Genomic DNA, 24,670 nt, shown 5'->3' on the forward strand with positions numbered 1-24,670 from the left:
GTACCTACTCGGTTGGGATTTTGGCCGTGAGCGGACAGTCAGCTTTCGGGTCTTGGCGATTGGATAACTGCCGTGCGCGGCGGGCACTTCCGAATGGCAGGAAGCGCCCAATTGGAGACGTTTAGGCAGTCAATCCATGGTCCCGAAAGCAGCCAAAGCGCGCTCCCGACACCGTCGCGATAAAGGCTCGCAGGTCGGCCAGCATCAGTTCCGGCTCTTCCAGCGCGGCGAAATGCCCGCCTCGCGGCATGTCGGTCCAATGCACGATGTTGTAGGTTTTCTCCGCGAACGAGCGCGGCGGCGGCAAGAACACCGGATCAGGAAAGGCCGCAACGCCGGTCGGCACCTGGATGCGGGTGCCGGCCGGAAGCATCAGCGACCCCTCAATCCGGCTGCCGTAGTAGATCCAGGTTGCAGTCACGAACGATGCCGGCGCGATGTAGAGCATGATGTTGGTGAGGAGTTCCTCCTCGGAAAACTTGCTCCATATGTCCGGGGCGCCATCGGCGGTTGTCGGAAGATCGGCCCACTTGCCGAACTTTTCGAGTATCCAGCCCGCCGCTCCGACCGGGCTGTCGGCCATCGCGACGCCAAGCGTCTGCGGACGTGTTTCCTGCTCGTGAAAGTAGGCCCTCTCCCAATCGGCAATCGCGGCCCGCTTGGCGGCGAAGGACTTCTCCTCGTCGGTCGTCGGAGCGGCATCCTCCGCACGCACGGTCATCATGTTAATATGGATGCCGAGCAGAGCGTCCGGTCGATCATGCGCTGCCCAGGCCGCGATGCCGTGGCCCCAATCGCCCCCTTGAACGAAATACCGCGCGTCGCCGAACAGTTGGATCATCAGCCCATGCACGAGCGCAGCAGCCCGCCGCGGGCCGATCGGGCGCGTGATCGGGTTGGAGAACGCGAAGCCAGGAAGCGAGGGGACGACAACATCGTGCCCGTCCGCTGCGAGCGGCTGCAACAGCCGCTCGAACTCGAGATACGAGCCCGGCCAGCCGTGGAGAAGCAGTACGGGCGGCTTGGAGCCGTCACCCTTCACATGAACGAAGTGGAGGTGCTCGCCTTCCACGTCGGCCGTGAAGTTGGGCAGCGCGTTAAGGCGCCGTTCGACCGCACGCCAGTCGTAGCTGTCCCGCCAATAACCGGCGAGTCGCTTGAGGTCATCAACCCCGACCCCCGCCGACCAGCCTCCCGCATCCGGCAGCTGGCTCCAGTCATAAGCCTCGACCTTGGCTCTGATCGTGGCGAGCCGTTCGTCAGAAATGTTTATTATGTAGGGTGAAATCATGATGTTCTCCGCTTAAACGGCTGACGACGTTGACCGCCGAAGGGTAATACCGACTGAACTGAAAGCTGCGCACAACGTTTCCTGAAACGCCATCCTTTTTGCGAACGGCGCCACGGCAAAACGTCTGCTATGCAGGTCGGCGTTGCCGTAGGCGCAATGTCCGCTTTCCACCTTGGCCGTGTCAAAACGCTTCGGGACCGGAGCGGTTGACGATCGACAGGAGCAGCGCTTCCGGATCGTTTCGTTTCGCCGTGTCAGTGGCTCCTGATGACCCCAGCGGCCGCGGGAGGGGCCTTCGGAGCGCCGTTGGGCTCGAATGAGCTCGCGATTGGGCCGTCACGCGGCCTTAATGGCGGCGATCAGGCCTCGCCGGCCGATGATGTTCATCACGCGGGTCAGGTTATAGGCGAGCACGTGCAAGGCCATCTCCGCGGCGACGTTGGGCAGACGCTTCATCAGGACGTGGGTCGCGCCCATCCGCGCCTTGATGGTCCCAAAGGGATGTTCGACCGTCTCGCGCCTGACGCGCATTAGGTAGGGGTTTGCATCGAGCCTGCGCTGGACGTCCTCGACCAGATGCTCATGAACCCAGCGCGTGATCCGGCGCTCCTTCGAGGGCGTGCACTGCCACTTGATCGCGCAGGCGAGGCAGGCGGCCGTCGACCAGTAGCGGCGCAGTTCCATGCCGTGTTCGACGTTGCTGTAGTGATAGGGCAGGATGGCGCCGGCTGGGCAGCGATAGGCGTCCTGCTCGGGCAGGTAAGCGAAGTCCTGTTTGCCGAAGCGGCCATTGGCCTTCGCGCCTGAGGTCTGCGGCTTGGGCAAGGTGACGGTGAGGCCCGCCTCCACGCACTCCCTGATCTGGTCGCCGTCAAAGTAGCCGCGGTCGGCGATGACGTGGAGGTCCTCGGCGCCGAGCGTCTGGCGGGCGGCCTTCGCCATCGGCGCGAGCTGCGCGCGGTCGTTGCCGACGTTGGTGACCTCATGCGTCACGATCAGATGGTGCTCGGTCTCCACCGCGACCTGCACGTTGTAGCCGACCACGCCGGAGCCCCGGCCGCTGGTGGCCATCGAGCGGGAGTCGGGGTCGGTCAGGGAGATTTGCTGGTCGGTCGTCTGCCGCATCAGTCCGTCGAGCGCCGCGAGCCTGTCCATCTCCTGCCTAAGTCGGCTGACCTTCTCCTTGAGCCGCGCCGTCTTGGTGGCGATCGCCTCGCTCGGCTCCTGCCGGTCGGCGCTGTCGAGCTGATGCAGGTAGCGCGCGATGCTTTCCTCGATCTGCGCGACACGACGGGCCATCTTGGCGTGGGTGAAGTTCCTGTCGCGGTTGTTAACCGCCTTGAACTTGCTCCCATCCACCACGACCGTGCCGCCGGCGAGCAGGCCCATCTGGCGGCAAAGCGCAACGAAGCGAACGCAGACCTGGCGCAAGGCACGACCATTGTCCTTGCGGAAGTCGGCGATCGTCTTGTGATCGGGAACCAGCCGGCCGAGAAGCCACATCAGCTCGACGTTGCGCCCAGCCTCGCGCTCGAGCCGCCGGCTCGACTGCACCCGGTTCAGATAGCCGTAGATGTAGAGCTTGAGCAGCACGGCGGGATGGTAGGCTGGCCGGCCCGTGTTCGCTGGCATCGCACCGTCGAAGCCGAGCGCCGGCAAGTCCAACGCCTCGACAAAGGCCTCGATCACCTGAACCGGGTTATCCTCGTCCACCAAGTCTTCGAGACATTCGGGAAGGAAGGAGAGCTGCGAGCGGTCGGCTCCCTCGACAAAACGACCCATCCGATCCTCCCGCATCCTCGCACGAGAACCCTACCTGACTCGTCCGTTTTCACACAGCCAGCACCCTTTCCGGACTTCCCCCCAAGGCCAGAACAAACGTCCGCTTTTAAGATCTCCAACGGCGCATTCGAATGACCGATTTTGGGCCGCGAAGCTGCCATCCACAACGCCCAAATACCGAACCTAGTGTCCCACTTTGTCCATAAGCACCCGCAATTCAGGCTGATGCGCGACGCAGAAAGTTCGAAAAGCTTCCAGGAACCCCAGGCGGATTAAATGCCCTCTTGGCTTAGCCAATCGCCAGAGCCCAATCTCACAACTTCCGCAGTGCTATTTATCTCGGCATCGCTCAAAATTGCGATATACGACAAATGGGCGAAGCGAATTTGACCCCCTACCAGGAGCGAATACTTGAGCGATCAAAACGAAGCCTTGACGGCCGATCTCGTCTGGCTGACGGCAGACATTGTCTCTGCCTATGTCAGCCAAAATCCCCTGCCCGTCGTTGGGTTGCCAGATCTCATCGCGTCGATCCATTCGTCGCTGGCAGGCCTTGGTCAGCCGAATATGGCCGAGCCGCCTAAGCACGAACCCGCAACCAATCCGAAAAGGTCGGTAACGCCGGACTACATCATCTGCCTGGAAGACGGGAAGAAATTCAAATCGCTAAAACGTCATCTCGCGGTACACTACGGGCTCACTCCAAACGAATACCGCGAAAAGTGGGGATTGAAGCCAGATTGCGCCGAATTACGCGGCCCAAAGGTCAACGCTCGCGAAGGCAGCGGGGCTCGGACGCAAACCGCAACCTGCCCCGGCCCGAAAGGCGCCCGCAAAACGCAAGCCCAGGGCAGCATCAGCGCCTTTGTAGATCCATATCGGGGGTCGCGGCCGGTCTGGCCGAGATAGAAATCGTCGTTCGTGCTCAGGATTATGCGAGGGTCGCCTTCGCTGACCTGAGGCTAGCGAGATAGTAACCGCTGGGGTTGGAACGTCGCCTGAGCATGATAAACCAAGCGCGATAATCATCTATTTTCTCACACATATATAAGCGGTTGAAAGATATTTCAGACCAACAGGAGGCCAGATAAATTCATTTTGATGTTTCAGATATTTGCATTCGGGTTCTGAAGCCAACACCTTAGGAGGAAAGCCATTTTCATGATTTCCGGCTACTACAGTGCCGTCAAAATTCAACAGAAGGGTAATTAAAAGAAACTTCTCCATCGCTATCCCCTAATCGCCCTGACATGGTCCGGGCCACAGAGTTTCGCGATGCGGGAATCCGCTTCTGCTGACGTTTGCGCTGCCAAAGGAAGCGCGACAGCGGTCATAAGGCCGATGCGATTCATGTCTTCCTCCTTCCAATCCGGTGCTTGTGGAATCGCTTGGAAGCGACGGCCGAATTGGCTAGACTGAGGAAGCGCGTCAGGGGCGTGAAATGTCCCGAAAGCCTCCTGAAATTGACCCGAAATCTGCTGAAACGATCACGTTCGGCGGTTTTGTTTTCCTGATGAAAAAGAGAGAACTCCGGACCGCTGAAGGCAAAGCGATCGATCTTCGCAGCCAGTCCGCGGAGGTGCTCTCAACACTCGCGGCGCGAGCGGGCGAGATCGTGTCCAAGGATACGCTGATGCGGGCGGTCTGGCCTGATACCTTCGTTACCGAAGACAGTCTTACGCAATGCATTGCCGACATTCGCCGCGCGTTGGGCGAGGACGCGCACGCGATCGTGGAAACCTTCCCCAAGAGAGGTTACCGGCTGAATGCCGATCCGTCGGCAACTGCTCCAGGCGCCGCCGCCGCCACGGGACGAGCCAGGTCACGATTCCCGCGAGCCGGCTTCATTCTCGCTACGATCGTTTTCGTCGCGGCAGCGATCGGCGCGTACCACGGAGCCGAGATGTGGCGAGCTGCTCCGGTTCGTTCCAGCGACATGCCGAGAATTGCCGTCCTTCCCTTCGATGACATGAGCACAGGCGCCGATAAGGGATATCTCAGCGATGCCGTTGCCGACGGGGTCATTACCGAGCTGGCGCGGAGCAAGACTTATGCCGTCATCGCCCGGAACTCGAGCTTCAGGTACCGTGATAAGCCCACCGACGCCAGGCAAATTGGAGATGACCTCGGTGTGGACTACCTGCTCGAAGGCAGCCAGCAGAAGGTCGGAGACCGGCTGAAAGTGACCGCCCAGTTGCTGGATGCACATGATGGATCACATGTCTGGGCCAATTCCTACGATCGTGAAATCGGCGATCTTTTCGTCGTCCAGGAAGAAATCATCCGCACACTTGCGGACCGGGTCGGGCACAGGATCGAGCGCGCCTGGCCAGAGAGCAGCTCTGCCCGGGTCAGCGCGCTCCACTATCACCTGATGGGGCTTTCCAAGCTTGACAAGGATTTCTCTGCCGCGGGGAACGATCTGTTCCGGCAGCTGAACCTGAAGGCAATCGAAGCGGATCCAAACTCGCAATTCGGCTATATGGCGCTGGCCTTTTCCTATCGCAATGACGCGGTATTCGGGTGGCACCGGCAGGAATACACCTTCGAAGAGGCGTTGAAGCGGGCCGCCTGGTACGCCGACAAGGCTATCCTGCTCGCTCCTGAAGACGCCGACGCGTATTATGTTCGCGCCCGCATCCATACCGAAGCCGGCGAGTTGGAGCAGGCCCTTGCTCGGTATGATCAAGCGATCGCCCTGAACCCCAGCAAATCGGAGATCCTCGAAGCCAGCTCGGCCCCTCTGCTCTTCGTCGGCCGCATCGATGAAGCGATCGATCGGATCAAGCAGGCCATGGGCATCGATCCTTTCTACCCTGACTGGTACCATTGGGACATGGGCTGGGCGCTCTACGAAAAGAATGATTGCGGGGCTGCGCTGACGGAGATGCGGAAAATGTCGAGTATTCCGAGCGGCGCACACCGAATGCTTGCCGGGATCTACGCTTGCCTGGGAAAGGAGCGGGAGGCAAAGGAAGCACTTGCGGTTTTTCTAAAGGACTCGCCGGGCGATACCATTCGCGAACAACGCAAGAAATGGGAGAACTTATACACCGACCCCGTTCGGTTCGAACGCTGGGCCGCACACATGCGCATCGCGGGCTTACCAGAGTGACGGGTGCGTTTGGCCGTCCAGGGCATGGACCGGGTCGTGCGTCTGGTCACGCGCAAGCCGATGCTTGGCGAACCTATTGGCGAACCTCGTGGCGAACCGCCCTATAAATCATTGATAAATAACGACAATGGTGGGCCCGGAGGACGTATTCACATCTCTGATTTCATTGTCTTTTTCGTGGGCCAAAATAGGAAATCTTCCCGTATCGCTCCCTATGGTCCCGCGCCTAAGCAAAGGAGCGCGGCACGGGATAGGGCTTCATGCAAGCTCCTAGGATGTGGGCTTTGCTTGGCATGATTTCGCGGTTGGTAGCGATCAGCCGCCGCTGTCCAATTCCGTTCCGGTTCGCAGGCACTCAAGATAGGCGCGATAGGCGAAGCTGCGGTCGCGCTTCTTTCCTGTAGTTTCCACGAGAATATTGGTTTCGGTCAGCGCCTCGATCGCACGGATCGCGGTCGGCTTGCTTGCGCCGATCAACTTTGTGACCGAGGCAACGCTCACGATTGGGTGACGCGGCAATTGCTCGAACAGTCTCACTGCCGAGACGGAGGCGGAATGGGCTTCGAGCAATCGCACCCGGTCCGCGGAGACGAGATTGAACAGTTCCCGCGCCGAGGTGACGGCTTCATCGGAAATCGTGGCGACCCCATCGAGAAAGAAGTCGATCCAGCCCTCCCAGTTCCCTTCCAGCCGGACCAGATTGAGGCGCCGGTAGTACTCTTCCCGGTGGCGTTTGAAAAACAGGCTGAGATAGAGGAGCGGCGCTTTCAGCAAGCCCCAGTGCTCCAAGAGCAGCGCGATCAGGAGCCGCCCGATTCGCCCGTTGCCGTCGAGATAGGGATGAATGGTCTCGAACTGCACGTGGAGAAGACCCGCCCGCATCAGCTTCGGTAGCGGATCGTCGACGTGGATGTATTTCTCAAATTCGCTGAGAAGCTGGGGAAGCTTATCCGGTGGCGGCGGAACGTAGACCGCATTGCCTGGCCGGCTTCCCCCGATCCAGTTCTGGCTGCGGCGCACGTCTCCGGGCTGCTTGTTCGAACCGCGCACGCCGCGCATCAACCGCTTGTGCGCCTCGTTCAGGAGCCGCATGGAAATTGGCAACCCCTGCTTCGACGCAAGCTGGTCGCGGGCATAGGCGAGCGCGTCGAGGTAGTTCGTGACCTCTTCCACGTCGGCATTGGGTGCCGGCCCCTCTTCGGCCTCGAAAGCGAGAAGGTCCACGAGTGACGCCTGCGTGCCCTCGATCTGCGACGAGATCACGGCCTCCTTGCGCACGAAGGCATAGATGAACCAATCGAGGGAAGGCACCATATCGCCTGCGAGATCGAGACGAACGAGCGCCTGCTCGGCTTCCCGGAGACGATGTTCGAGCTTGCCCTCAACAGAGAGTGCCGGACGCGCAGGCGGCAGATCGAACGGGATGAACGCATCGACGTTCTCTGCGCCTGCGGTTACGCTCTCGTATCGGCCCGTTGTTCGCTTCGGCATTTCATGACCCAATTGGGAACAGCTTCGTTCGGATCGAGGCGAGCAAGGAACGACAGCGTTCCTTGGCGACCTCTCTGGGAAAGAAGTCTTTACTAGCGCTGAGCGTTAGTCAAGAAATCGTTCTTAGCGCGCTTGATAGATTGTTGCCGACGACCCGGGGTGGCTTTTCGGCCCCTGATGTGACTCCGGCTCCACCTAACGCTAAAGCTGCCAACTGCGTCGTTGGTCGGTTTGAAGTCCAGGGAGGCACATATGAGGGTCAAGTTTACATTGAGGAAGGCCTCGACGCCGGGAGGCTCGAAGAACCGCCTGGAGGGTTCCGAAGCGGTGCATGTAATGGCTGGCCGATCGACAGTTGGGCGCGGCGGTAAGTATTGAGCCCGACAACGCCCCTCTCTCTTTCAGCACATTGGCCGCCTCGACCAGCATCTGCTCATTGGTGATGCGCCTAGCGCGTGCTCGTCTGAAGGCCTGCAATGGAGTAAGCCTGTCGGTCGGTGGACATCCGCAGATACTGGGCAGCGCGAACCCTCAGCCTCGCTTGAGGGGTGTTGCGGGCCGCTGCAGCCTTGTCCATCGCTTCGCGCCGTCGTACCGATGCCTTGATCCAGCGACTTTGCCACCTGAGGGTAGGTGAGCCGGTTGGAATTCGGCCCGATCCTGTCCGCGGCTTTGAAATAGGTCCGCTGGCGTGGCTGACAAGCTATGGGGAATGGAATGCGCCGATACGTTGGTGTGATCCACAAAGAGGGCAACAGCGACTTCGGGCTTTCTTTTCCCGACTTCCCCGGTGTCGTCACGGCCGGCCGGACGATCTTGGAGGTGCGTCAGCTCGCCGAGCAGGCGCTCGCTTTTCACGTCGAGGGACTTATGGAGGACGGCCAACCCATTCCAGAGCCGACGTCACCGGAGCGCGTGGTGACCGATAGAGGCGCACTCACGACTATCCAAGTGCGTCTGAAGGCTCGATACGTCAGGCAGTTACCACGTCGGCCGAGCTGAACTTCGCGTATCCCTCGGCGCCGGAGCCCGTCCCTTCGCACTCCGCGCAGCGCACGCTGACGCCGGGACATCCGTCCTGATGCGTCCCCGCCGGGCAGCAATGGCCGTTGGAGCTTTGCCATCTCGGACATTCGAACATCGTACCTGTGCCGTCGCAGCCTTGGCACTTGCCTTCGGATAATGCCAGTTTCATTTGCCCCGACCCCTTCAGCGTTGCCTTGCAACGCGGCCAACCCCAAACGGGAACGTCGACTGGCCCCACCAGCCGTTTGCCGACATTAACATAAGGAAATTAAGGTTCTTCTAAAATAATTCCTTGTGAACATCATTCGCCGGCGAACGTTCCGCCGATCCCGGCCACCGCGCTATGAAAGGCATCACACTCGCCGATGCGGGGTATCAATCTCGTTCGGTGTCCGGGCCGTCTTTCCAGTTTGGCGACCATGCTCTTCAACAGCCGGGAAACCATGACTCATTTCGTGAGAAAGCGCGCCGCCGTTCCGCCGCAATGCGAGCCCACTGCGGCTAGGTACGCCCCTGTTTCTTTTGGTCTTTGGGGCTTCGAAGGAGTTCTGGAGATGATGATCAAGAAGGTTTTGGTAGCGGTGCTGATGAGCGCAGCACTTGCCGGATGCGAGACGCAAACCGAAGGCCAGCAGCGGGCCACCACCGGCGCGCTGGTCGGCGGCGCCGGCGGCGCACTAGTCGGCCAGGCCATCGGTGGCAACACCAAGAGCACCGTCATCGGTGCGGCGAGTGGCGCGCTACTCGGCGCCGTCGTCGGCAGCGCGACGACGCCGCAGCGGCGTGGCGAGCAGCTCTGCCGTTATCAGGATCGCTACGGCCGCATTTACACCGCGCCCTGCGACGACCGCTATTATAACGGCGACTATTGACCTCCGGGTCTTTGACTATGGGAGACGGCGGTTTTCTGCGCCGACTCCCCTCGTCCGTCATGCTTTTGTACGCTTCTCGATATAGAATCATTCTTGCGGCGGGCTGCGGAGGAGGTCGAAATGACGACGAGCCTTGCCGGCGCGCTGAAAGACCGTAGCAAGCGGGCGGTGAAGCGGCTGATCGGGTATGATTCCCGCAACTGGCTGCGCATTCGCCAGATCGAAGCTTTCACCACATTCCTCGAGGCGGCGAACCGCAAATCCCGCGATGTGATCGAGATCTCGCCGGGCTGGAACCGCTACTGGCGGGCGATGTGCCCAAACTACCGCTCGGTCGATTTCCCAGACTTCGACATCTGCCGCGACCGCACCGACGAGCAATTTTCCATTGTGATTGCCGACCAGGTGTTGGAGCACGTGCAGCGGCCACTGGCGGCCGCCGCCAACATCCACGCGATGACCAGGCCAGGCGGCTGGGCGATGGTGGCGACGCCGTTCCTGTTCCGCGTGCATGCGCGACCACACGACTACAACCGCTGGACGCCGGCAGGACTGAAGCAGCTGATGGTCGAGGGCGGCTTTGCGGAGGAGGACGTGCAGGTGTTCGGCTGGGGCAACAAGGCCTGCGCCAAGGCGCATATCGGCGGGCCGGTGAGGGCCTATGGCTTGTGGAGAGACCTGAGTAATGACGAGGAGTACCCGCTGATGGTGTGGGCATTTGCCAGGAAGGCGTGAATTCGCCCTGCGCGCGTGCCGACCCGCACAGGCGACGGCGATCTGTCGCGGGCGCAATGCCTGAGCCGGATAGCAAAGCGAATCTCCCGACCGGGCCGTAACCGTCGGCTGTCGGTTGGCTGACCAGAGCAGCCGTTCTGCCACCTACCTATTCGCTGCATCCGCCTTCTCTGTTTCGCCCGCGCGGACCGTCGACGGGAACTAATTGTTACTCAATTTCTTCAATGTCTTGGCGACCGCGCAAAGCGCGTAAGCCCGTGAGACAGGATCGACGATTAGGGTCGCACATCTCAGCCAGCGCCTCGGCCTGCAGACTGCTCCCGTGTCGAATGGTCGGCACGGGGAGAATGTGGATGCCAGCCCCAGGCGGATGCCAACTTGCGCGCGAATTGTTTCGGTACGAGCGCGACCAGATCGCTTCCCCCCACCGCCTTGCAGACGCCACCGAACACCGGCAGATGGATGGGCTGGGGTTCCGGACGAGAAGGTAGGCTCCTCTTACAGAGGTGGAGCCACCGGCGCCGGCGGCTCCATTACGATCGGCGAAAACGCGCGACGGCTGCGGTCAGCTCCTTGGGGTCGACCGGCTTCGATAGCCTTGGCGCCTGCCGGAACTCATCGGGAAAAATCGTCGGACTGTCGTAGCCGGTGACGAAAAGAAAGGGAATGCCCCGCGAGGCGAGCAACTCGGCCAAGGGGAAACTCCGTTCTCCGTTGAGGTTGACGTCGAGCACCGCTCCATCAAGCGCGATACCGTCGATCTGCTGCAGCGCCTCTTTCACCGAAGCCGCGGGACCGACCACCTGGCATCCCGAATCCGTCAGCAGGTCGGAGAGATCCAGCGCTACCAGGAAAGCATCCTCGACGATAAGGATCTGAAGACCCGATAAGGAGGCTTGCTCATTCATACCTTGCCTGGAGCAGGCGGCGACAAGTAATCGGTCGTTTCGGACCTGGGCAACGGTATCTGCAAAAGACACTCCAAACCGTTCCGCTTGAAGCTCAGATTGACCTTTCCGCCTAGCTCGTATTCCAAACTCTGCTGGATGAAAGTGGTTCCAAAACTCCTCTTCGTCGGCTCCTTCACCTTGGGGCCGCCGATTTCCTTCCAGGCGATCGACAGCGTGCCCGGCTTTTCGACGCGCCAAGAAATGTCGACCCGGCCTTTGTCGCTGGTGAACGCGCCATATTTGGTCGCGTTGCTGGCCAGCTCGAAGAAGACCAGGCCGAGCGTGGCCGCCGCACTCGCGTTGAGCTGGAACGGGTCGCCCCGAACGACGACGTTCTGGCCCGTCTTGCCGCCATAGGAAGACAGCGTCGCCCGCACCAGCCCTTCGAGATCGGCGCCTCCCCATTGGTAAGAGGCCAGCAATTCGTGCGTGCGAGCCATCGCCTGGAGACGGGCCTGAAAGGCGCTCGCGAAATCGTCGAGCGATTCCGAGGAACGCACCATACGTGACGTCAGCGCGGTGACGGTGGCGAGGATGTTCTTCACGCGATGCTGCAATTCATGGAGCAGCCGTTCCTGGTTGCGCTCGGCGTTCTTGTGGCTTGATATGTCGATCAGGGCACCGATCGCGCCGCGCACCTTGCCGAATTCGTCGAACAGCGGATTGGCCGACATCATGACATCGATGCCGTCGCCCTTGCTCCGCATGATCCGCGCTTCATATCCGGGAATGGCCTTGCCTGTTCGCATCGCCTTCAGCAAAGGCTGGTCGGCGGCATCCACCGGGGTGCCGTTCAACATCAGTGGTAGCACGGCAGGCATGGAACTGAGCTTGCCGTCCGTGGCGCGCCGGCCGGAAAGCTCAACCGCGTGGCGGTTGGCGCGGATTTCCTCGCCATTGCCGTCCTCGGCGATGAAGATGCCCACCGGCACCAGGTCCAGCAGGGTCTCCAGGCTTTCGACACGGTTGCGCAGGTCGTGGGTCAGCACGCTGATCTTTTCCTCCGCCCGCGCGATCTGGGTGACGTCGACGAAGGTGACGACGACGCCGGCGATGACATTGTCGACGGTACGGTAGGGCAGCACGCGCATGATGTAGCGCTTGCCGCTGTCGGCGCCTTCGATCTGGCGCTCGATCGTGCCGAGCCGATGCAGCACCTGCTCCATGTCGGCCTGCAACCCGTCGGCGGCGAAACGCGGGCGCACATGCGCAAGCGGCCGGCCGACGTCGCTTTCGACCAGCCTGAACAGATCGCGCGCCGTCGGCGTAAAGCTGTTGATGCACAAATCGCGATCGAGGAACACGGTCGCGATCTGGGTGCTTTCGAGCAGATTCGCCATGTCGTTGTTGGCGCGGCTGAGCTCGTCGACGCGGATGTTGAGCTCAGCATTGACGGTCTGCAGCTCCTCGTTGATCGACTGCAGCTCTTCCTTGGAGGTTTCCAGTTCCTCGTTGGACGACTGCAGCTCCTCATTGATCGAGGACAGCTCCTCGTTGGAGGACTTCAACTCCTCATTGGAGGACTCGAGCTCCTCCGTGGTGATCTGCAGCCGCTCCCTGGTTTCCCGCAGCTCCTTTTCGAGCTGGCTGACATTGGCGCTTTCGACGTCGTCGGTGGTGTGGACGGGCTCGTCCTCGGTTTCCGGCGTGATTCCGCCGACATCCCGGAAGACCAGCATGTAGAGCGGTTCGGACGAGCCATCGGCCGGCAGCGGCTGCACCGCGAGGCTGATCGTCTGGCGTCCGCCATTGGTGCCGATGCTGATCTTGTTCTGGACGGCTACGTGTCCGGTGCTGACCGCCTTGTGGAGCGCCGCCCTTAGATCCATGCGCAGCCCGCGCCGCGCCATGGAGAAGACGTTGTGATCGGGAGCGCCGGCCGCGAGCTCCAGATATTTGCCCGTGCCTCCCGAGCTGTGCATCACCTCGCCGTCGGCGTTGATGACCACATAGGCGGGCGCATAGCGTTCGACGAGAACCCGTTCCGCAACCTCTCGCAAGGTTGCCGCCGTGGCCCCCCGGCGCGCAAGAGGGGGCGCCTGCCTGGCAGCGGCAGCCAGCGGGAACTCCGGCAGCCGCTGCATCGCGACCCCGCCACGCTTCTGGAAGATGCGGCTCGCCTTATCGATGGTCGAGAACAGGCGCGCGTGGCGCGTGACGTTTTCCGAGGAACCAAGAAAGAGATAGCCGTTGTTGCGCAGCGCGTAGTGGAAGATCGGGACGATCTTCTCCTGCAGTTCCGGTCCCATGTAGATCAAGAGGTTCCGGCAGGCGATCAGGTCGAGCTTGGAAAAGGGCGGGTCGCGCAACAGATTGTGCGCCGAAAACAGGCAGACTTCACGCAATTCGGCGGAAACGCGATAGGTGCCGTCCTCGCGCGAGAAGAATTCCTTCAGCCGCTTCGGCGTCACGTCGGTCGCGATCGTCGCCGGATAGCGGCCGGCGCGCGCAACTTCCAGCGCGCGCTCGTCGATGTCGGTGGCAAAGATCTGCAGGTTGGGGGAGGCAGCTCCGCGCGGCGCGCTCTCCTTCAAAAGCATGGCGATCGAATAGGCTTCCTCGCCGGTGGCGCAGCCCGGAACCCAAACCCTGATCGTCTCGTCCGGCTTGCGATCCTCGAAAAGTTTGGGGATGACGAAGCGTTCGAGCGATTCGAAGGCCTGTGTGTCGCGGAAGAAGCTGGTCACGCCGATCAGCAGATCCTGGAACAGAAGGTCGACCTGCTGCGGCTCTTCGCGAAGCCGCTCGTAGAAGGTGGTCGGATCGTCGATCTGCAGCACCTGCATGCGGCGCTGGATGCGCCGCAGGATGGTATTGTCCTTGTAGCCGCTGAAATCGTGGCCGGTGCGTGTGCGAAGCAGCGCCGCGATGCGCGAAAGCTGTTCGGCCACCTCGCGCTTGCGGCGGTCGCGCTCGCTTTCGGTGCGGTTGGCATGGCTGAAATAGCCGACCAGCTTCGCGGCCATTTCTTCCGCGGGAAGCACCATGTCGACGAGGCCGCTCTGGACGGCGCTGCGCATCATGCCGTCATATTCGGCGCTTTCCTGCGCCAGCGTCAGCCCGTCGCGCTCCTTGATCGCCCTCAGGCCGATGGTGCCGTCGCTGCCCGTTCCGGAAAGAATGATCCCGGCCGCATTCTCCGCCTGGTCCTGCGCCAGCGAGGTGAAGAAATCGTCGATCGGCGTGCGTCTGGCGCGCGTGGTGGTCATTCTGACCACGTGAAAACGCTGGTTCTCGATCGTCACCGAGACGCCGGGAGGGGTCACGTAGATGTGGTTCGGCTTGATCTCCAAGCCCTCGGCCGCAGTCTGCGTCTCGATCGCGGTTGAGCGCTGGATGATGCTGGCGAGAACGCTTTCATGCTCGGCGTCGAGATGCTGGATCACGACATAGGCAAAGCCGCTGTCGGCCGGCACTTCCGGAAAGAATGTCTGCAGTGCTCCGATGCCGCCCGCCGACGCTCCGATGCCGATGATGGGCGCGGGCTCTTTCTCGGCCTCGCATAAGCTAGCCCTTGCTTTGCGTGTGCTTGCCTTCCTCGCCGCCTGCGCCATTGTCTGTTGCCTGCACCCGCCTGCTTTCGAGAATACGCTCGATCAGAGCGGCATCCGCTTCGTATTCCTTGGCTCGCTTGCCAAACTCGCTGGCGAGTTCGGAGCGATGCTGCGTCTTTTGTCGCTCGGCCATGCGCCGGGCAAACTCTGCCCGCTGCTGGTGCGATCGCAGCAGGCTCCACAAGATCTCGTCGGCCTCGATCGCCTGCGCTTCCATCACCGCGTCGGCGGTAAAGGCGTGCCCGGTATGGCACCGATAGCGCAGCATGTCACCGTCTTCGATCTCCCACAGCGGCCCGTGGCATTCCGGGCATGTAAACACCGACAGTTCGCCAAGTCGATCTTCATTTTTCATGGTCGAATGCTCCTGAGCGGCGATTGCCGCTTCCAGCCTCACCCCCGGTGGCGCCGGGAGGGTTTCACCGGCTGGTTCGGCGGCCAGGTTCGCCAGCAAGCCGCCAAGCTTCGCGGCCGGCAGGCAATGGTCGACCTCGACATAGTGCAGCGCGCTCTCCACCATGGAAGGAACCAGCGTGTCCTTCGGGTGCTGGACGACCGTAAGCCCTCCGACAGCCTTGATGGCCCTCAAGCCGGCGGTGCCGTCGGCGAGCGAACCGGAGAGCAGCACGCCGATGACGCTGGCGCCGTAGCTCAGCGCCGCCGAGCGGAACAGCGGGTCTATCGCTGGCCGGGCGAGGTTTTCGCGCGGGCCCCGCCGCAGCATCATGTGATCGCCATGCAGAAGGAGGTGGAAGCCGGGTGGCGCCACATAGATATTGCCGGTCCTGAAGGTCGCGCCGTTCTTGGCCACCAAAGCCTTCAGCGTACCCGCGCGGTCAAGGATTTCCGGCAGGTAGCTGACCTGGCCGACATGCAGCACGACGAACACGGCTGCCGGCAGATCGGCGGGCAGGTCGCCGACGATCCTCTTCAGCGGTTCGACTCCGCCCGCCGACGCGCCGATGACAATGATGAAGCGGTTACGCGCCTCCCCTTTCGGCGAGCTTGTCTCGTTCTCGCGGGCAGATGAAATACGGTTTCGAACGTCGGCCATGGCACTCGTGGGTCGCGCCCCCGCCTTAGTCATAAGTCGGCGAAGGGCACTAGGTTCCATGGCGCGCCCTGGTCGCGCGTAGCCGCGAGCCGTTGCCGTGGCGAGCGATTCCGGCATGCGACGGCCATCTGTCCGTGCCTTGAGGGCGATACGATCGGGAGGCGAGCGCTTCCCGTCGCTCCAGAGATTGATGCTCACCTTTCAACCTGTCGAATACGCGGCGCAGCAACGCAATTTCAGACGAACTGAAGACATCGGCTCCGCTGTGTTCGTACCAAGGCAGTGAGCCTGTTCAGATGCGATGCCTGCAAGACCAGGGTGCGGCTTGGCTATGCGGCCAAGCTTGCCCTGTTTGAGAAAAGTCGGCGTCAGGAGTCACGACCGGATAGCGATTTCCACGGGTAGTAGCGAGCGCTGATTTTGTAGCGAGGCTGATGCCGCGGCGGCATGGCGGAAAGCGCGGCGGTAGCGGCCGCCTTGATTCTGCACCGCGGCAGAGGCGCGACCCCGGGTTTTTTTGACGGCCGGCGAGCGTTGTTAGGTTAGGTGTGTGCGGGCGCGTCCTTGGTGTTATTCACTAGCTCAACACCAATCCTGCGACCAACACGGCAACGGCTAGCGAAAACGGGACCGCCAAGAGCCAGCCAGCTTCCAGGACACTGTTTTCGTGATGGTTCATGATGAGGCTCCTTCCTGCGTCCGTTCAGAGGCAAAGGCCCGAGGTGCGTGGTCGGTTCCATTTCTTTTGGGGCGCAGGATCGATGGCGGGTTGGTTGGTCAACTAACTGATGACGTCGGTCGATCCTGTGGCCAATCTCTTCGCGTTGCGACTGAAGTCTGGCTTCTCGCCCTTAGTCTCAAAGCCATCGATAAGGGGCGCATTGGGAATAATATATTGCGATTCATCTTTGACGGATGGGTCGAAGGTGCAGCATCCAGCTTGAAGATTTGCTCACCCGGCGGCTCGGCTTACGGTTCTGAAGATGCGCAGATGTTGCATAATCGATATGTGCAAAGCCAGAAAGCGCAGCTGCAAATGTCAATGTGATTCCCTCACCATCTACGTACTCTCGCGCTAAAGTATCCTTCGTTTGTATGGCGGATAGATTGGCGGCGGCTGATAACCTCCACCTCAGCCGGTGCGATGCGAGCCTTTGCTGGTCAGGTCCGGCGTGTGCTGGCCTACCCCGCCAGCCGTGCCGGGCCGATCCCAATGCACGCAAGGTTGGTCCGTTTTGAGTCGCCTCACCAGTTCGGCGATTCAACAACAGCCTTCCGCCTACAGGTAGGCAATCGACCGACATGCCAGTGCCTGGCTTCTTGCATCGTCAAGGCGATCTCCGAAATGAGGTCACCGCACCGGCGAGGATTATATTCCTCATTGCTTGCCAGATGACAAGCGCCGTAACTGGCCGCCCAAGGAGCTGGGAGCCAACGGTACCCGGCCTGTCGGGGAGTCGGGGTTGACTAGGGGACGTACAGGCCGGGCCCCTTACCCCGGATCGCGGGGCAGACATCCATTATGCGCCGGTTTTCAAACTGGCACTACTAATTTTAGCCTTAGCTTAAAAGCCCGTCGCCGGACATACGGCGACGAGCTTCTCTAGCGACCCAGGAGCGGACATGACCGCTGCCAGCTACAACCAGCAATCGCGGAGGTCTGTTCCATGTACATGCGAAAATATTAGCATCTGCTTGACGAAGCGGCCGCCCGCGCCAGACTCATGTCCATGGCGAAGAACAGCATCCACGTCGGCGACGAGGTCGCCATCATCGCAACTGTTCGCAAGCGGGTCACGGAAGATCGGGTGAGCGTATCGATCCCATCCTACGGGCAGCCGCATTCCGTTGTTGACCGAACATCGAAGGTGACTAAGGGACAGCCGATCGAACTGGTGGGCGATGTCACCCACGTCGACGAAGGCAGGGTCACGGTGAATCTGGGCATACCAGTCACCGTGAATGCTGACACCGTCAGGCTTGTAACACGCTACGTTCCGCCGAAGCAGAAGACGCCTCTCTCGGACAATGCAACATGACGAACCTTTCGCAGCTTGACCCACCGATCATCGGAACGCGGCACGGAAGGGAAATGGGCAGTGAAGCCGATCATTTCAACAAGTGCCCGGTTTTTGGTCAGGCGGTTGAGCGGCCCGATCTACGGCAGGCCATCTGGCACGAGCAACCGAGCCACAAGCCGCTGGGGATGGACGCCTAGTAGGGGTCGCGACCCGTGCATCAGGGATCATCATCGCCTGAAATTCGACGATACCGGAAGTGATTGCGGATGTGGCGGTTGAAAAAGCGGCCCTTGGCGAAGGCTGCTCGGAATGCCGCGACGGTCTCTGGTGGCACACCCTCAAACGCGTAGCGTTTGCCGCTGGCCACGAACCACACCGAAAGAATTCTGTTGGCCGGGTCGTATTCCGTTTTGCTGATCGAGGTAGATGGCATGGCGCAACCGTGGTCTGGCGCATTGCAAACGATCCGACCCGGCTTTTGTTTCAGAGTCCACGACGTCCGCTAAGGGCCGGCTGCTAACTCGGCTTAGATTCGGGCTCTGGATGCGGCGCGTTCGGGCTGGGGCAATCAGCCAATTGCTCACACGGCGGGGGCCGATCGCCAAACGCCGCCATAGCGTTCCACGAGTTTCGCGAATCCGTATGCGAAGGCGAAAAGAAGCGCCAGGACAACTACCATTCGGACGGCCATTCGGGATTGTAGCAGAACCTCGAGGCGGAGTTTGGCTAGCTATAGGTAGAACCGCGAATTCCGAGGGCGCCAGCGTCCTTCGTTCACATGCTTCGCATATCGGCCTACCGCCAGCATTGCAGGGCCGCTAGCGCTTGGCAGCCGCCTGCCGGTCGCTCGAAGATTGCAATTTTCTGCCCGTAGGTAAGCCGCATCTCGTTATGGCATCCGTCGCAGGTGAATGCCTTGACGCTCTTGATCCAGTAACCCTTCCTGACCATCGCCCGATTGCAGATTGGGCAATTAAGGATCATGTCTTGGTCGAACAGTTCAGGTGAAAGAGCCATCGCATCAGCCTCCCGAAAAAGGATGGCGCTGCAAGATGAATGCCAGGATCCGTCCAAAAATGGCACTTCGGTGATCATCTATGAAGGGTCCTTCGTTCGCATGACGGAATGTTTGGCGAGCGTTAATAAAAATCCGGCCAACCGCGCGCGGTTTTATAAATCTCGCCGCGCCGGTCGGTCCGGCGGCTTTCCTGAGCTGGCCAGCCGGCCGTTCCCGCTTCAGGGGCAAGGCATCCAGCGCCGCAAAAGTCGTCGTCGGTACACCTTCAAAGTCGTATCGCTTGCCAGTGGCCACAAACCACACGGGCAAGGTTCTGCTCTCCCGGTCATAGGCAGTTTTGCTAATCGAGGTGGAGGGCATGACGCCAAAGCGATCGCGCCAGCCTTTGTTTCCAGACGGCCCCGAAACGGAGCGCTCGCCTGTCCCACGTCGGGATCAGAATGTTGGCACCGGTATTGCGCTGAAGAGGTATTCCTCCACCGGTGTCCTGATGGGGATCAGGAACTTCGCCGGGCTAGGATTGGAGTTCCCAGCCCGGCGGTCTTTCTTTCAGTACATGTGCCAAACGCCTCGATTAAATGTGGGCGAGTCCGCCCGTTTGAGGGACCGGTCGGGCTCTCGGGCCGTCAAGAGGCGACCCGAGGCAGCGCGCTCCTAGGCACCCGCGCACTGCTAAGAAACCAACAGCCATCCGATTTGCTTGTTCCGAACAAGAAGAAAGCCCGCCGGCCGGAGCCAGCGGGAGTGGCCAGAGTTTACTTCAACGCGTCTCGAGTGCGTTTGTTCAAGCAATCGACAAAGCGCTGTTAGCAACCTTCTGTCGTCGTTTTCATCTGGCCCGGCGCCGCCGTCTTGGCGTCGGTATCCTGCTGGCCGGGCGCTGCTTGCTTCGCACTGCCGGTCTGCTGGCCGGGCGCGCAGTCCTTCGCCGAATTCGGATTGGTCGACTTGGTGGTTGTTGAATCCGTACTCTGGTCGGTCGGCATTGTTGTCGTAGCGGACGAGGATCCGCTCGTCGAGTTGCTCGACTGCGCGAAAGCAAGGCCGGCGGACAACGCCATCATGGCTGACGCGATAAGAAGCCGTTTCATGCTGATCTCCTGTTTGGGGAAATGTCCCTTCAGTTTCCAAACTGGAGAACGGGGAAACAGTTCCTAGTGCGCTCGACACGGGGCCTGATCCCCCGTCAGGCTGGCGCCGGTGCTGTTGAAACGAAGCGGTGCTGTCGACTGGACAAACAGCGCCCTTCTAAATCCCGTTTGGTGTCGTGGTCACTTTCGGAACCATCCAATCCCGCACGCTATGAGGGATGCCGTACATGCGCCCCCTCGCGGCAAGCGGAACCTAAGCGGAAAGTGAGGGTTTTCTAATCGAAGGCCTAGCAACGAGGATACATGATGGTTGAACTTTTGAGCCTGGAAATGGCAGTCGCAAGGTTGCGCGCGAAGCGAGCCGAACTCTCCCTTAAGCAGGCAAAGGCCATGCTCGACGACAACCACGGGCTCGCGGTCAGTCTTGCGCTTTGCAGCCGCATCCGGGCCGGGCAAGCGCGTGCAAAAGCAGCTCGGCGGCGACTATTGAAAATGGCGCCACCCACAACCGCGCATTGAGTTAATATTCTGATCAACAGTGAAGCAGTGCGCTCAGGATGCACGGGCGCGCAAACAGAGAGAGAGAGAGAGAGAGAGAGTCCCATGAGTCTCGGCACAATTTTGATAGTTATACTGATTCTTCTATTGATTGGCGGCTTCAGCAGCCTCGGTGGCAGTCCGTTTTACGGCACCGGTTACTATGGGGGCGGAGGTTTGGGATTGGTGTTGCTGATCATCATTATCCTGGTTTTCCTCGGTCGCCTGTAGCGAGAACTAGGCGAACCGAACCCGGACGGTTCACGCGACGTGTTTTGAGATTTGTAGTCCTCAACCGGGTCGCCGCAGGCGCTTAGCGGCACCGGACAACTGGATTTCAACAGTCACGGGGCCGTCTAGACACTCCAAGCGCCTTTGCGCTCCGTCGACACGTGCGGTCGCGAAGCATTGACGTGTCAAAATGTTTCGCAATCAGCCCGGGAGGCGGAATCTCGACTTTTGCATCAAGTCCAGCTTGACAGGATCGTCTCCATTTCCACCGTTTCGACCTGCTGTGCAAACCGCTGGTGATAGACCGTCAGCAGTGCATCATGGGTGGCGTCGGACGAGCTACACAGCGCGTCGGTTACCAGCACCACACGGAAGCCGAAGTCGATCGCTCCCAATACGGTGGCGAGCACACATACGTCGGTCTCGCCGCCGGTGATCACCAACGTGTCAGTTTTCCTCTCCGTCAGAAGACTCGTGAGCTTGCCCTCGAACCAAGGCGAGTAGACGTGCTTGTCAATAATGGCTGCGGGTGGACAGTGGTGCGCCAGCGACGGCAGAAGATCGGCCATTTCGAAGCCAATCTCCCCCAGGGTCATTGACGCCCAACGTTGATAGTAGCGCTTCCAGGTACCGATGCCTTGGCCTGGTTTGCGAGCTGGGAGGAAACGGGTAAATACGGTCTGGGCGGCGCGTCGTTCGACAAGACTTTCGACCCGCGGCAAGACACGGGTGATCCAAGGCGTCGCCCAAGGCGATGGTTCGGCAAAGAGGCGCTGCATGTCGACGCAAAGATGCATGCACCTGTCACCCAACGGACCGTAGGCCAGTCCGGGCGCAGACATCAGGACGCCGTCGCGCGCGCAATCAGAGCGGCGGCTAGCCGCCGGCGTTCAACCTTGACCATAGCGGTTACCCATTTCGGTCCTGCTCTGCCGACAAACGCGATGCACCGGGCTTCGTTCCTGCAACGGCGATGACAGCTCTCCCTCGGAAGGAAATGCGAGCCGTGCAGCGTATGGAACCGGCGGCCATATTCTCGGTTAGATGCAAGAGGCAAATGCAGGATCGAAGCTATGAGCGTGCTTTATCGTGCGGCAAAAATCGCCGAACAGGCTCACGCTGGTCAGACAGACAAGACCGGACAACCCTTCATCGAACATTGCCGCCGGGTTGCGGACGCCGTCGAAACGGTTGATCAGAAGGCTGTTGCCTACCTGCGTGATGTTCTGGAGAAGGGCGACGGCTGGAATCGCGATCGCCTCGAAAGGATCGGCCTCGGACCATCGATCGTGTCGGCTGTAGATGCGCTCACCAGAAGATCCGACGAAGACGATCTCGCTTTCATACGTAGGGCAGCTGCCAATCCGTTGGCACTCCCGGTCAAGCGGGCAGACCTTGTCGACAATCTCCGGCAGGCGCGCCAGACTGGAGCCGCGACATCAAAATACCAGGAGGGTTTGCGAGTCCTGGATGAAGAGTTCCCCAATTGATGCCTGCCTTTCTGGCGACGGCAAGCCCAGCCTTCGGCATCGACCTGCCGCATCACCACACCGAAGAGCGGTGGTAAAGGCGTCCGGCAACCGGTTCCCTCTGCCTCTCGACACGCCTCCAATGGAGGCGCGGACAGCCGATGCGCTGCCGGAAGGGAATGGATCTTGGCAGTATGAGCCGAAATGGGATGGCTTTCGTTGCCTCGCCTTCAAGGGCAGCAAGGTCGTGGATCTCAGGGCAAAATCCGGCAAGCCGCTGGGCCGGTATTTCCCGGAATTGACAGCGCTGTTGGGTGACCTCGACGCGGAAAATTTCGTCGTCGATGGCGAGATCGTGATTGAGGTCGACGGGCATGCTTCGTTCGATGCGCTGCAGATGCGACTGCATCCTGCGCAAAGTCGAATCCGCAAGCTGAGCTTGGAAACGCCAGCGCAACTGATCCTGTTCGATATGCTCGTCGCATCGGACGGCAAGATCCTCATAGAGAAAGACTTGGTGGAGCGGAGAGCAGCAATCGAGGATTTCGTGGTGAAAGCAGACAAGAACTCTTTGCGACTATCGCCCGCCACTACGGCTCTGGCGACTGCAAAACGATGGCTGCAAGGCGCTGGTCATGGCTCGACCGATGGTGTCGTCGCCAAGGCGCTGGCCGAGCGCTATCAGCCGGGTGAGCGCGCGATGGTCAAGGTCAAGCGGCTGCGCACCGCCGACTGCGTGGTGGGCGGGTTTCGCTACCTGAACAGCAAGCGGCAGGTCGGGTCGCTGCTACTTGGCCTCTATAATGAGCGCGGTTTACTTGACCATGTCGGTTTCACCGCGACTATCGGCAATGACGAGCGTGCGGCGATAACGGAGAAGCTCGAGGCGTTGCGCGGCGAGCCAGGTTTCACCGGCAAGGCGCCGGGCGGTCCGAGCCGCTGGAGCACCGATCGCAGCGGGCAATGGGAACCTGTGCAGCCGGAGTTGGTCGTCGAGGTTCGCTTCGACCACATCACTGGCGAGCGCTTCCGGCACGGAACCAAGCTCTTACGGTGGCGGCCGGACAAGGCGCCTCGCCAGTGCACATTCGAACAAATCGACGAGACCGCGATCAAAGGCCCCTCGCCAATGCGGCGGTGATTGCGTCGGCAGTGATCCCGGAATTAAGCCTTGAACGCGAACAGGTCCGCATCCGTATCTTCTCCGCCCTTGATCGACGCCGAGACGACCTCAGAAGCGATCTGTGAAAAGAGGATGCCATTGCCGCCATAGCCCATCACCGCATGTATGCGAGGATGGTCGGGTAATGCACCGATGATCGGCAGCCCGGTGCCTATCGCGCCGAACGATCCGCTCCAGGCGAACTCCGCCTTGGTGTCGAGCAACGGGAAAATCCGCTTGAGCTTCTTCGAGAGCTGCGCTGCCTTTTTGTCCGTTAGTGCGTTGCGGCGCTCTTCATCAGTGAAATCCTCGTCCTCGCCGCCGCAAATCACACGCCCATCGTCCGTCGCACGGACATAGAGATACGGGTCGGAGGCTTCCCAGATCATAGCAGCGCCTGGCCAAATCTTTCCTGGTTGTTGCCGGGTCGCGATCGCCCATGTCGAAATGATTTTGTGGCTGACGGCCGGCACGACATCGAGCAGCTCATAGCCGGTCGTCAGAATGAGATGGCGAGCTGTGATTGTGGGCCCCTGGCGCGTGACTACGGCTACGCCAAGGCGATTGTGCTCGATCGCCATCGCCTCGGCTGGAGCGTACAAGCGCGCCTTTCTGTTGAGCGCGGCCAGCAGCAGACCGGCAGTAAGCTTTCGCGGATCAAGCGCCAGATTGTCGTGGCTGAGAATGGCGCCGCCACGATCAATGCCGAATTCATCCCGCAACCGTGCACGGATTAGAAACGATGCGCCGATACCGGCTCGCCGACGTGCCTCAGCTTCCTTGCGCAGGTCCGTTGGACCGAGCGTAGTGCCAGCCAGGTAAAGTGACTGGGTGCTCACCTGGCTGCAGCGGATGCAGAGTTCCGCTATCCGCCCTTCAAGGTTGATCACAGCAAGCCGCGAACGCCGCCATGCCTGCTGGGCAGCAGCGCCGCCGATCATCTTCGACAGCTTCGTCAGCGGCTGATCGATTTCGAACTGTACCAATGCAGTTGTCGCGGCCGTCGATCCTTGCAAAGGCCCACGCCTGTCGATGCAGATGACGGAAAGCGCATCACGCGTCAGCGCTTCGGCCATCATAGCGCCGCTGATCCCCATGCCGACGATCAGCACGTCGGCTTTCACGTCGCGGGCTAGGCGGCCCATGGGCACGGACGGCGATCGGTAGGCAGACCAGACAGGAGTGCCGCTTCTGAGATCGAGTTTACGCTGCATGGAACCCCCGACTTCCCTACCATAAGTCGGTCGAAGCCTTGCCGTTCCACCGTCCCC

At 60.7% G+C, this 24,670-nt stretch carries 24 protein-coding genes and 1 pseudogene; 12 read left to right on the top strand and 13 right to left on the bottom strand.

Annotated elements, in window-relative coordinates:
* Window positions 1–121 precede the first annotated feature (121 nt).
* Window positions 122–1,291: an epoxide hydrolase family protein gene (locus EJ070_RS03600; RefSeq protein ID WP_126090089.1), complete on the bottom strand. Its 1,170-nt coding sequence runs from the start codon at window positions 1,289–1,291 to the stop codon at window positions 122–124.
* Window positions 1,292–1,627: 336 nt separating this feature from the next.
* Window positions 1,628–3,073 carry an IS1182 family transposase gene (locus tag EJ070_RS03605; RefSeq protein WP_126090090.1) on the bottom strand — a complete coding sequence of 482 codons (1,446 nt, stop codon included), beginning with the start codon at window positions 3,071–3,073 and terminating at the stop codon, window positions 1,628–1,630.
* 411 nt (window positions 3,074–3,484) lie between these two features.
* Here EJ070_RS03605 and EJ070_RS03610 point away from each other — a divergent pair.
* A pseudogene (locus tag EJ070_RS03610) lies at window positions 3,485–3,944 on the top strand (MucR family transcriptional regulator).
* A gap of 158 nt (window positions 3,945–4,102) precedes the next feature.
* Here EJ070_RS03610 and EJ070_RS03615 read toward each other — a convergent pair.
* Window positions 4,103–4,300, bottom strand: coding sequence for a hypothetical protein (locus tag EJ070_RS03615; protein WP_126090091.1), 198 nt, complete (start codon window positions 4,298–4,300; stop codon window positions 4,103–4,105).
* A 214-nt stretch (window positions 4,301–4,514) separates the two neighbouring features.
* Here EJ070_RS03615 and EJ070_RS03620 point away from each other — a divergent pair, with 214 nt between their 5' ends.
* Window positions 4,515–6,188 (top strand): winged helix-turn-helix domain-containing protein, encoded by a 1,674-nt coding sequence (locus tag EJ070_RS03620; protein WP_126090092.1) that lies wholly within the window; start codon window positions 4,515–4,517, stop codon window positions 6,186–6,188.
* A gap of 315 nt (window positions 6,189–6,503) precedes the next feature.
* Here the strand turns inward: EJ070_RS03620 and EJ070_RS03630 are convergent, their stop codons facing one another.
* Window positions 6,504–7,679: a Fic family protein gene (locus EJ070_RS03630; protein ID WP_126090093.1), complete on the bottom strand. Its 1,176-nt coding sequence runs from the start codon at window positions 7,677–7,679 to the stop codon at window positions 6,504–6,506.
* Between the two features lie 717 nt (window positions 7,680–8,396).
* On the opposite strand from EJ070_RS03630, the gene EJ070_RS03635 reads away from it, so the two are divergent.
* The 3 genes from EJ070_RS03635 to EJ070_RS03645 all read left to right on the top strand — a co-directional run bounded on the left by EJ070_RS03635 (window position 8,397) and on the right by EJ070_RS03645 (window position 10,312).
* Window positions 8,397–8,681: a type II toxin-antitoxin system HicB family antitoxin gene (locus EJ070_RS03635; RefSeq protein ID WP_126090094.1), complete on the top strand. Its 285-nt coding sequence runs from the start codon at window positions 8,397–8,399 to the stop codon at window positions 8,679–8,681.
* Between the two features lie 578 nt (window positions 8,682–9,259).
* A complete protein-coding gene (locus EJ070_RS03640; protein WP_126090095.1) occupies window positions 9,260–9,577 on the top strand; it encodes a YMGG-like glycine zipper-containing protein in 318 nt (105 codons plus the stop codon).
* Window positions 9,578–9,697: 120 nt separating this feature from the next.
* A complete protein-coding gene (locus EJ070_RS03645) occupies window positions 9,698–10,312 on the top strand; it encodes a methyltransferase domain-containing protein (RefSeq protein WP_126090096.1) in 615 nt (204 codons plus the stop codon).
* Between the two features lie 533 nt (window positions 10,313–10,845).
* On the opposite strand, the gene EJ070_RS03650 is transcribed toward EJ070_RS03645, so the two are convergent.
* Genes EJ070_RS03650 through EJ070_RS03660 form a run of 3 tightly spaced genes read right to left on the bottom strand, consistent with a single transcriptional unit; the run spans window position 10,846 to window position 15,987 of the window.
* Window positions 10,846–11,220, bottom strand: a complete 375-nt coding sequence (locus tag EJ070_RS03650) for a response regulator (RefSeq protein WP_126090097.1) — start codon at window positions 11,218–11,220, stop codon at window positions 10,846–10,848.
* Complete coding sequence (locus EJ070_RS03655; RefSeq protein WP_126090098.1) at window positions 11,217–14,816, bottom strand: CheR family methyltransferase; 3,600 nt, start codon at window positions 14,814–14,816, stop codon at window positions 11,217–11,219. Before EJ070_RS03655 ends, EJ070_RS03650 begins: the two co-directional genes overlap by 4 nt.
* A complete protein-coding gene (locus EJ070_RS03660) occupies window positions 14,770–15,987 on the bottom strand; it encodes a chemotaxis protein CheB (RefSeq protein WP_245464803.1) in 1,218 nt (405 codons plus the stop codon). The genes EJ070_RS03655 and EJ070_RS03660 overlap by 47 nt, the downstream gene beginning before the upstream one ends.
* Window positions 15,988–16,537: 550 nt before the next feature.
* On the opposite strand from EJ070_RS03660, the gene EJ070_RS36130 reads away from it, so the two are divergent.
* From EJ070_RS36130 to EJ070_RS03670, 3 genes are all read left to right on the top strand, one after another.
* Complete coding sequence (locus EJ070_RS36130; protein ID WP_189350353.1) at window positions 16,538–16,918, top strand: hypothetical protein; 381 nt, start codon at window positions 16,538–16,540, stop codon at window positions 16,916–16,918.
* Between the two features lie 682 nt (window positions 16,919–17,600).
* Window positions 17,601–17,909, top strand: coding sequence for a hypothetical protein (locus tag EJ070_RS03665; RefSeq protein ID WP_126090099.1), 309 nt, complete (start codon window positions 17,601–17,603; stop codon window positions 17,907–17,909).
* Entirely contained in the window at window positions 17,906–18,088 is a 183-nt protein-coding gene (locus tag EJ070_RS03670) for a hypothetical protein (RefSeq protein WP_126090100.1), read from the top strand. Before EJ070_RS03665 ends, EJ070_RS03670 begins: the two co-directional genes overlap by 4 nt.
* 20 nt (window positions 18,089–18,108) lie before the next feature.
* Here the strand turns inward: EJ070_RS03670 and EJ070_RS03675 are convergent, their stop codons facing one another.
* From EJ070_RS03675 to EJ070_RS03685, 4 genes are all read right to left on the bottom strand, one after another.
* Window positions 18,109–18,324: a KTSC domain-containing protein gene (locus EJ070_RS03675; RefSeq protein ID WP_126090101.1), complete on the bottom strand. Its 216-nt coding sequence runs from the start codon at window positions 18,322–18,324 to the stop codon at window positions 18,109–18,111.
* Window positions 18,325–18,686: 362 nt separating this feature from the next.
* Entirely contained in the window at window positions 18,687–18,986 is a 300-nt protein-coding gene (locus EJ070_RS36135) for a hypothetical protein (RefSeq protein WP_189350763.1), read from the bottom strand.
* Window positions 18,913–19,269, bottom strand: a complete 357-nt coding sequence (locus EJ070_RS03680) for a KTSC domain-containing protein (protein WP_126090102.1) — start codon at window positions 19,267–19,269, stop codon at window positions 18,913–18,915. The genes EJ070_RS36135 and EJ070_RS03680 overlap by 74 nt, the downstream gene beginning before the upstream one ends.
* Before the next feature lie 446 nt (window positions 19,270–19,715).
* Window positions 19,716–20,000, bottom strand: coding sequence for a hypothetical protein (locus EJ070_RS03685; RefSeq protein WP_126090103.1), 285 nt, complete (start codon window positions 19,998–20,000; stop codon window positions 19,716–19,718).
* A gap of 303 nt (window positions 20,001–20,303) precedes the next feature.
* Between EJ070_RS03685 and EJ070_RS03690 the strand changes: the two genes are divergently transcribed.
* Together EJ070_RS03690 and EJ070_RS03695 are read left to right on the top strand one after the other, a co-directional pair.
* Window positions 20,304–20,519: a hypothetical protein gene (locus EJ070_RS03690; RefSeq protein ID WP_245464804.1), complete on the top strand. Its 216-nt coding sequence runs from the start codon at window positions 20,304–20,306 to the stop codon at window positions 20,517–20,519.
* 84 nt (window positions 20,520–20,603) lie between these two features.
* A complete protein-coding gene (locus tag EJ070_RS03695) occupies window positions 20,604–20,768 on the top strand; it encodes a DUF3309 family protein (RefSeq protein WP_126090104.1) in 165 nt (54 codons plus the stop codon).
* Window positions 20,769–21,001: 233 nt separating this feature from the next.
* On the opposite strand, the gene EJ070_RS03700 is transcribed toward EJ070_RS03695, so the two are convergent.
* Window positions 21,002–21,610 carry an isochorismatase family cysteine hydrolase gene (locus tag EJ070_RS03700; protein ID WP_126090105.1) on the bottom strand — a complete coding sequence of 203 codons (609 nt, stop codon included), beginning with the start codon at window positions 21,608–21,610 and terminating at the stop codon, window positions 21,002–21,004.
* A gap of 231 nt (window positions 21,611–21,841) precedes the next feature.
* Here EJ070_RS03700 and EJ070_RS03705 point away from each other — a divergent pair, with 231 nt between their 5' ends.
* Complete coding sequence (locus EJ070_RS03705) at window positions 21,842–22,258, top strand: HD domain-containing protein (RefSeq protein ID WP_126090106.1); 417 nt, start codon at window positions 21,842–21,844, stop codon at window positions 22,256–22,258.
* Window positions 22,259–22,328: 70 nt separating this feature from the next.
* Window positions 22,329–23,378 carry an ATP-dependent DNA ligase gene (locus EJ070_RS03710; RefSeq protein WP_281059661.1) on the top strand — a complete coding sequence of 350 codons (1,050 nt, stop codon included), beginning with the start codon at window positions 22,329–22,331 and terminating at the stop codon, window positions 23,376–23,378.
* A 23-nt stretch (window positions 23,379–23,401) separates the two neighbouring features.
* On the opposite strand, the gene EJ070_RS03715 is transcribed toward EJ070_RS03710, so the two are convergent.
* Window positions 23,402–24,613 carry an FAD-binding oxidoreductase gene (locus tag EJ070_RS03715; RefSeq protein WP_126090108.1) on the bottom strand — a complete coding sequence of 404 codons (1,212 nt, stop codon included), beginning with the start codon at window positions 24,611–24,613 and terminating at the stop codon, window positions 23,402–23,404.
* Window positions 24,614–24,670 lie beyond the last annotated feature (57 nt).

The sequence above is a fragment of the Mesorhizobium sp. M1E.F.Ca.ET.045.02.1.1 genome (assembly GCF_003952485.1).
Lineage (GTDB): Bacteria > Pseudomonadota > Alphaproteobacteria > Rhizobiales > Rhizobiaceae > Mesorhizobium.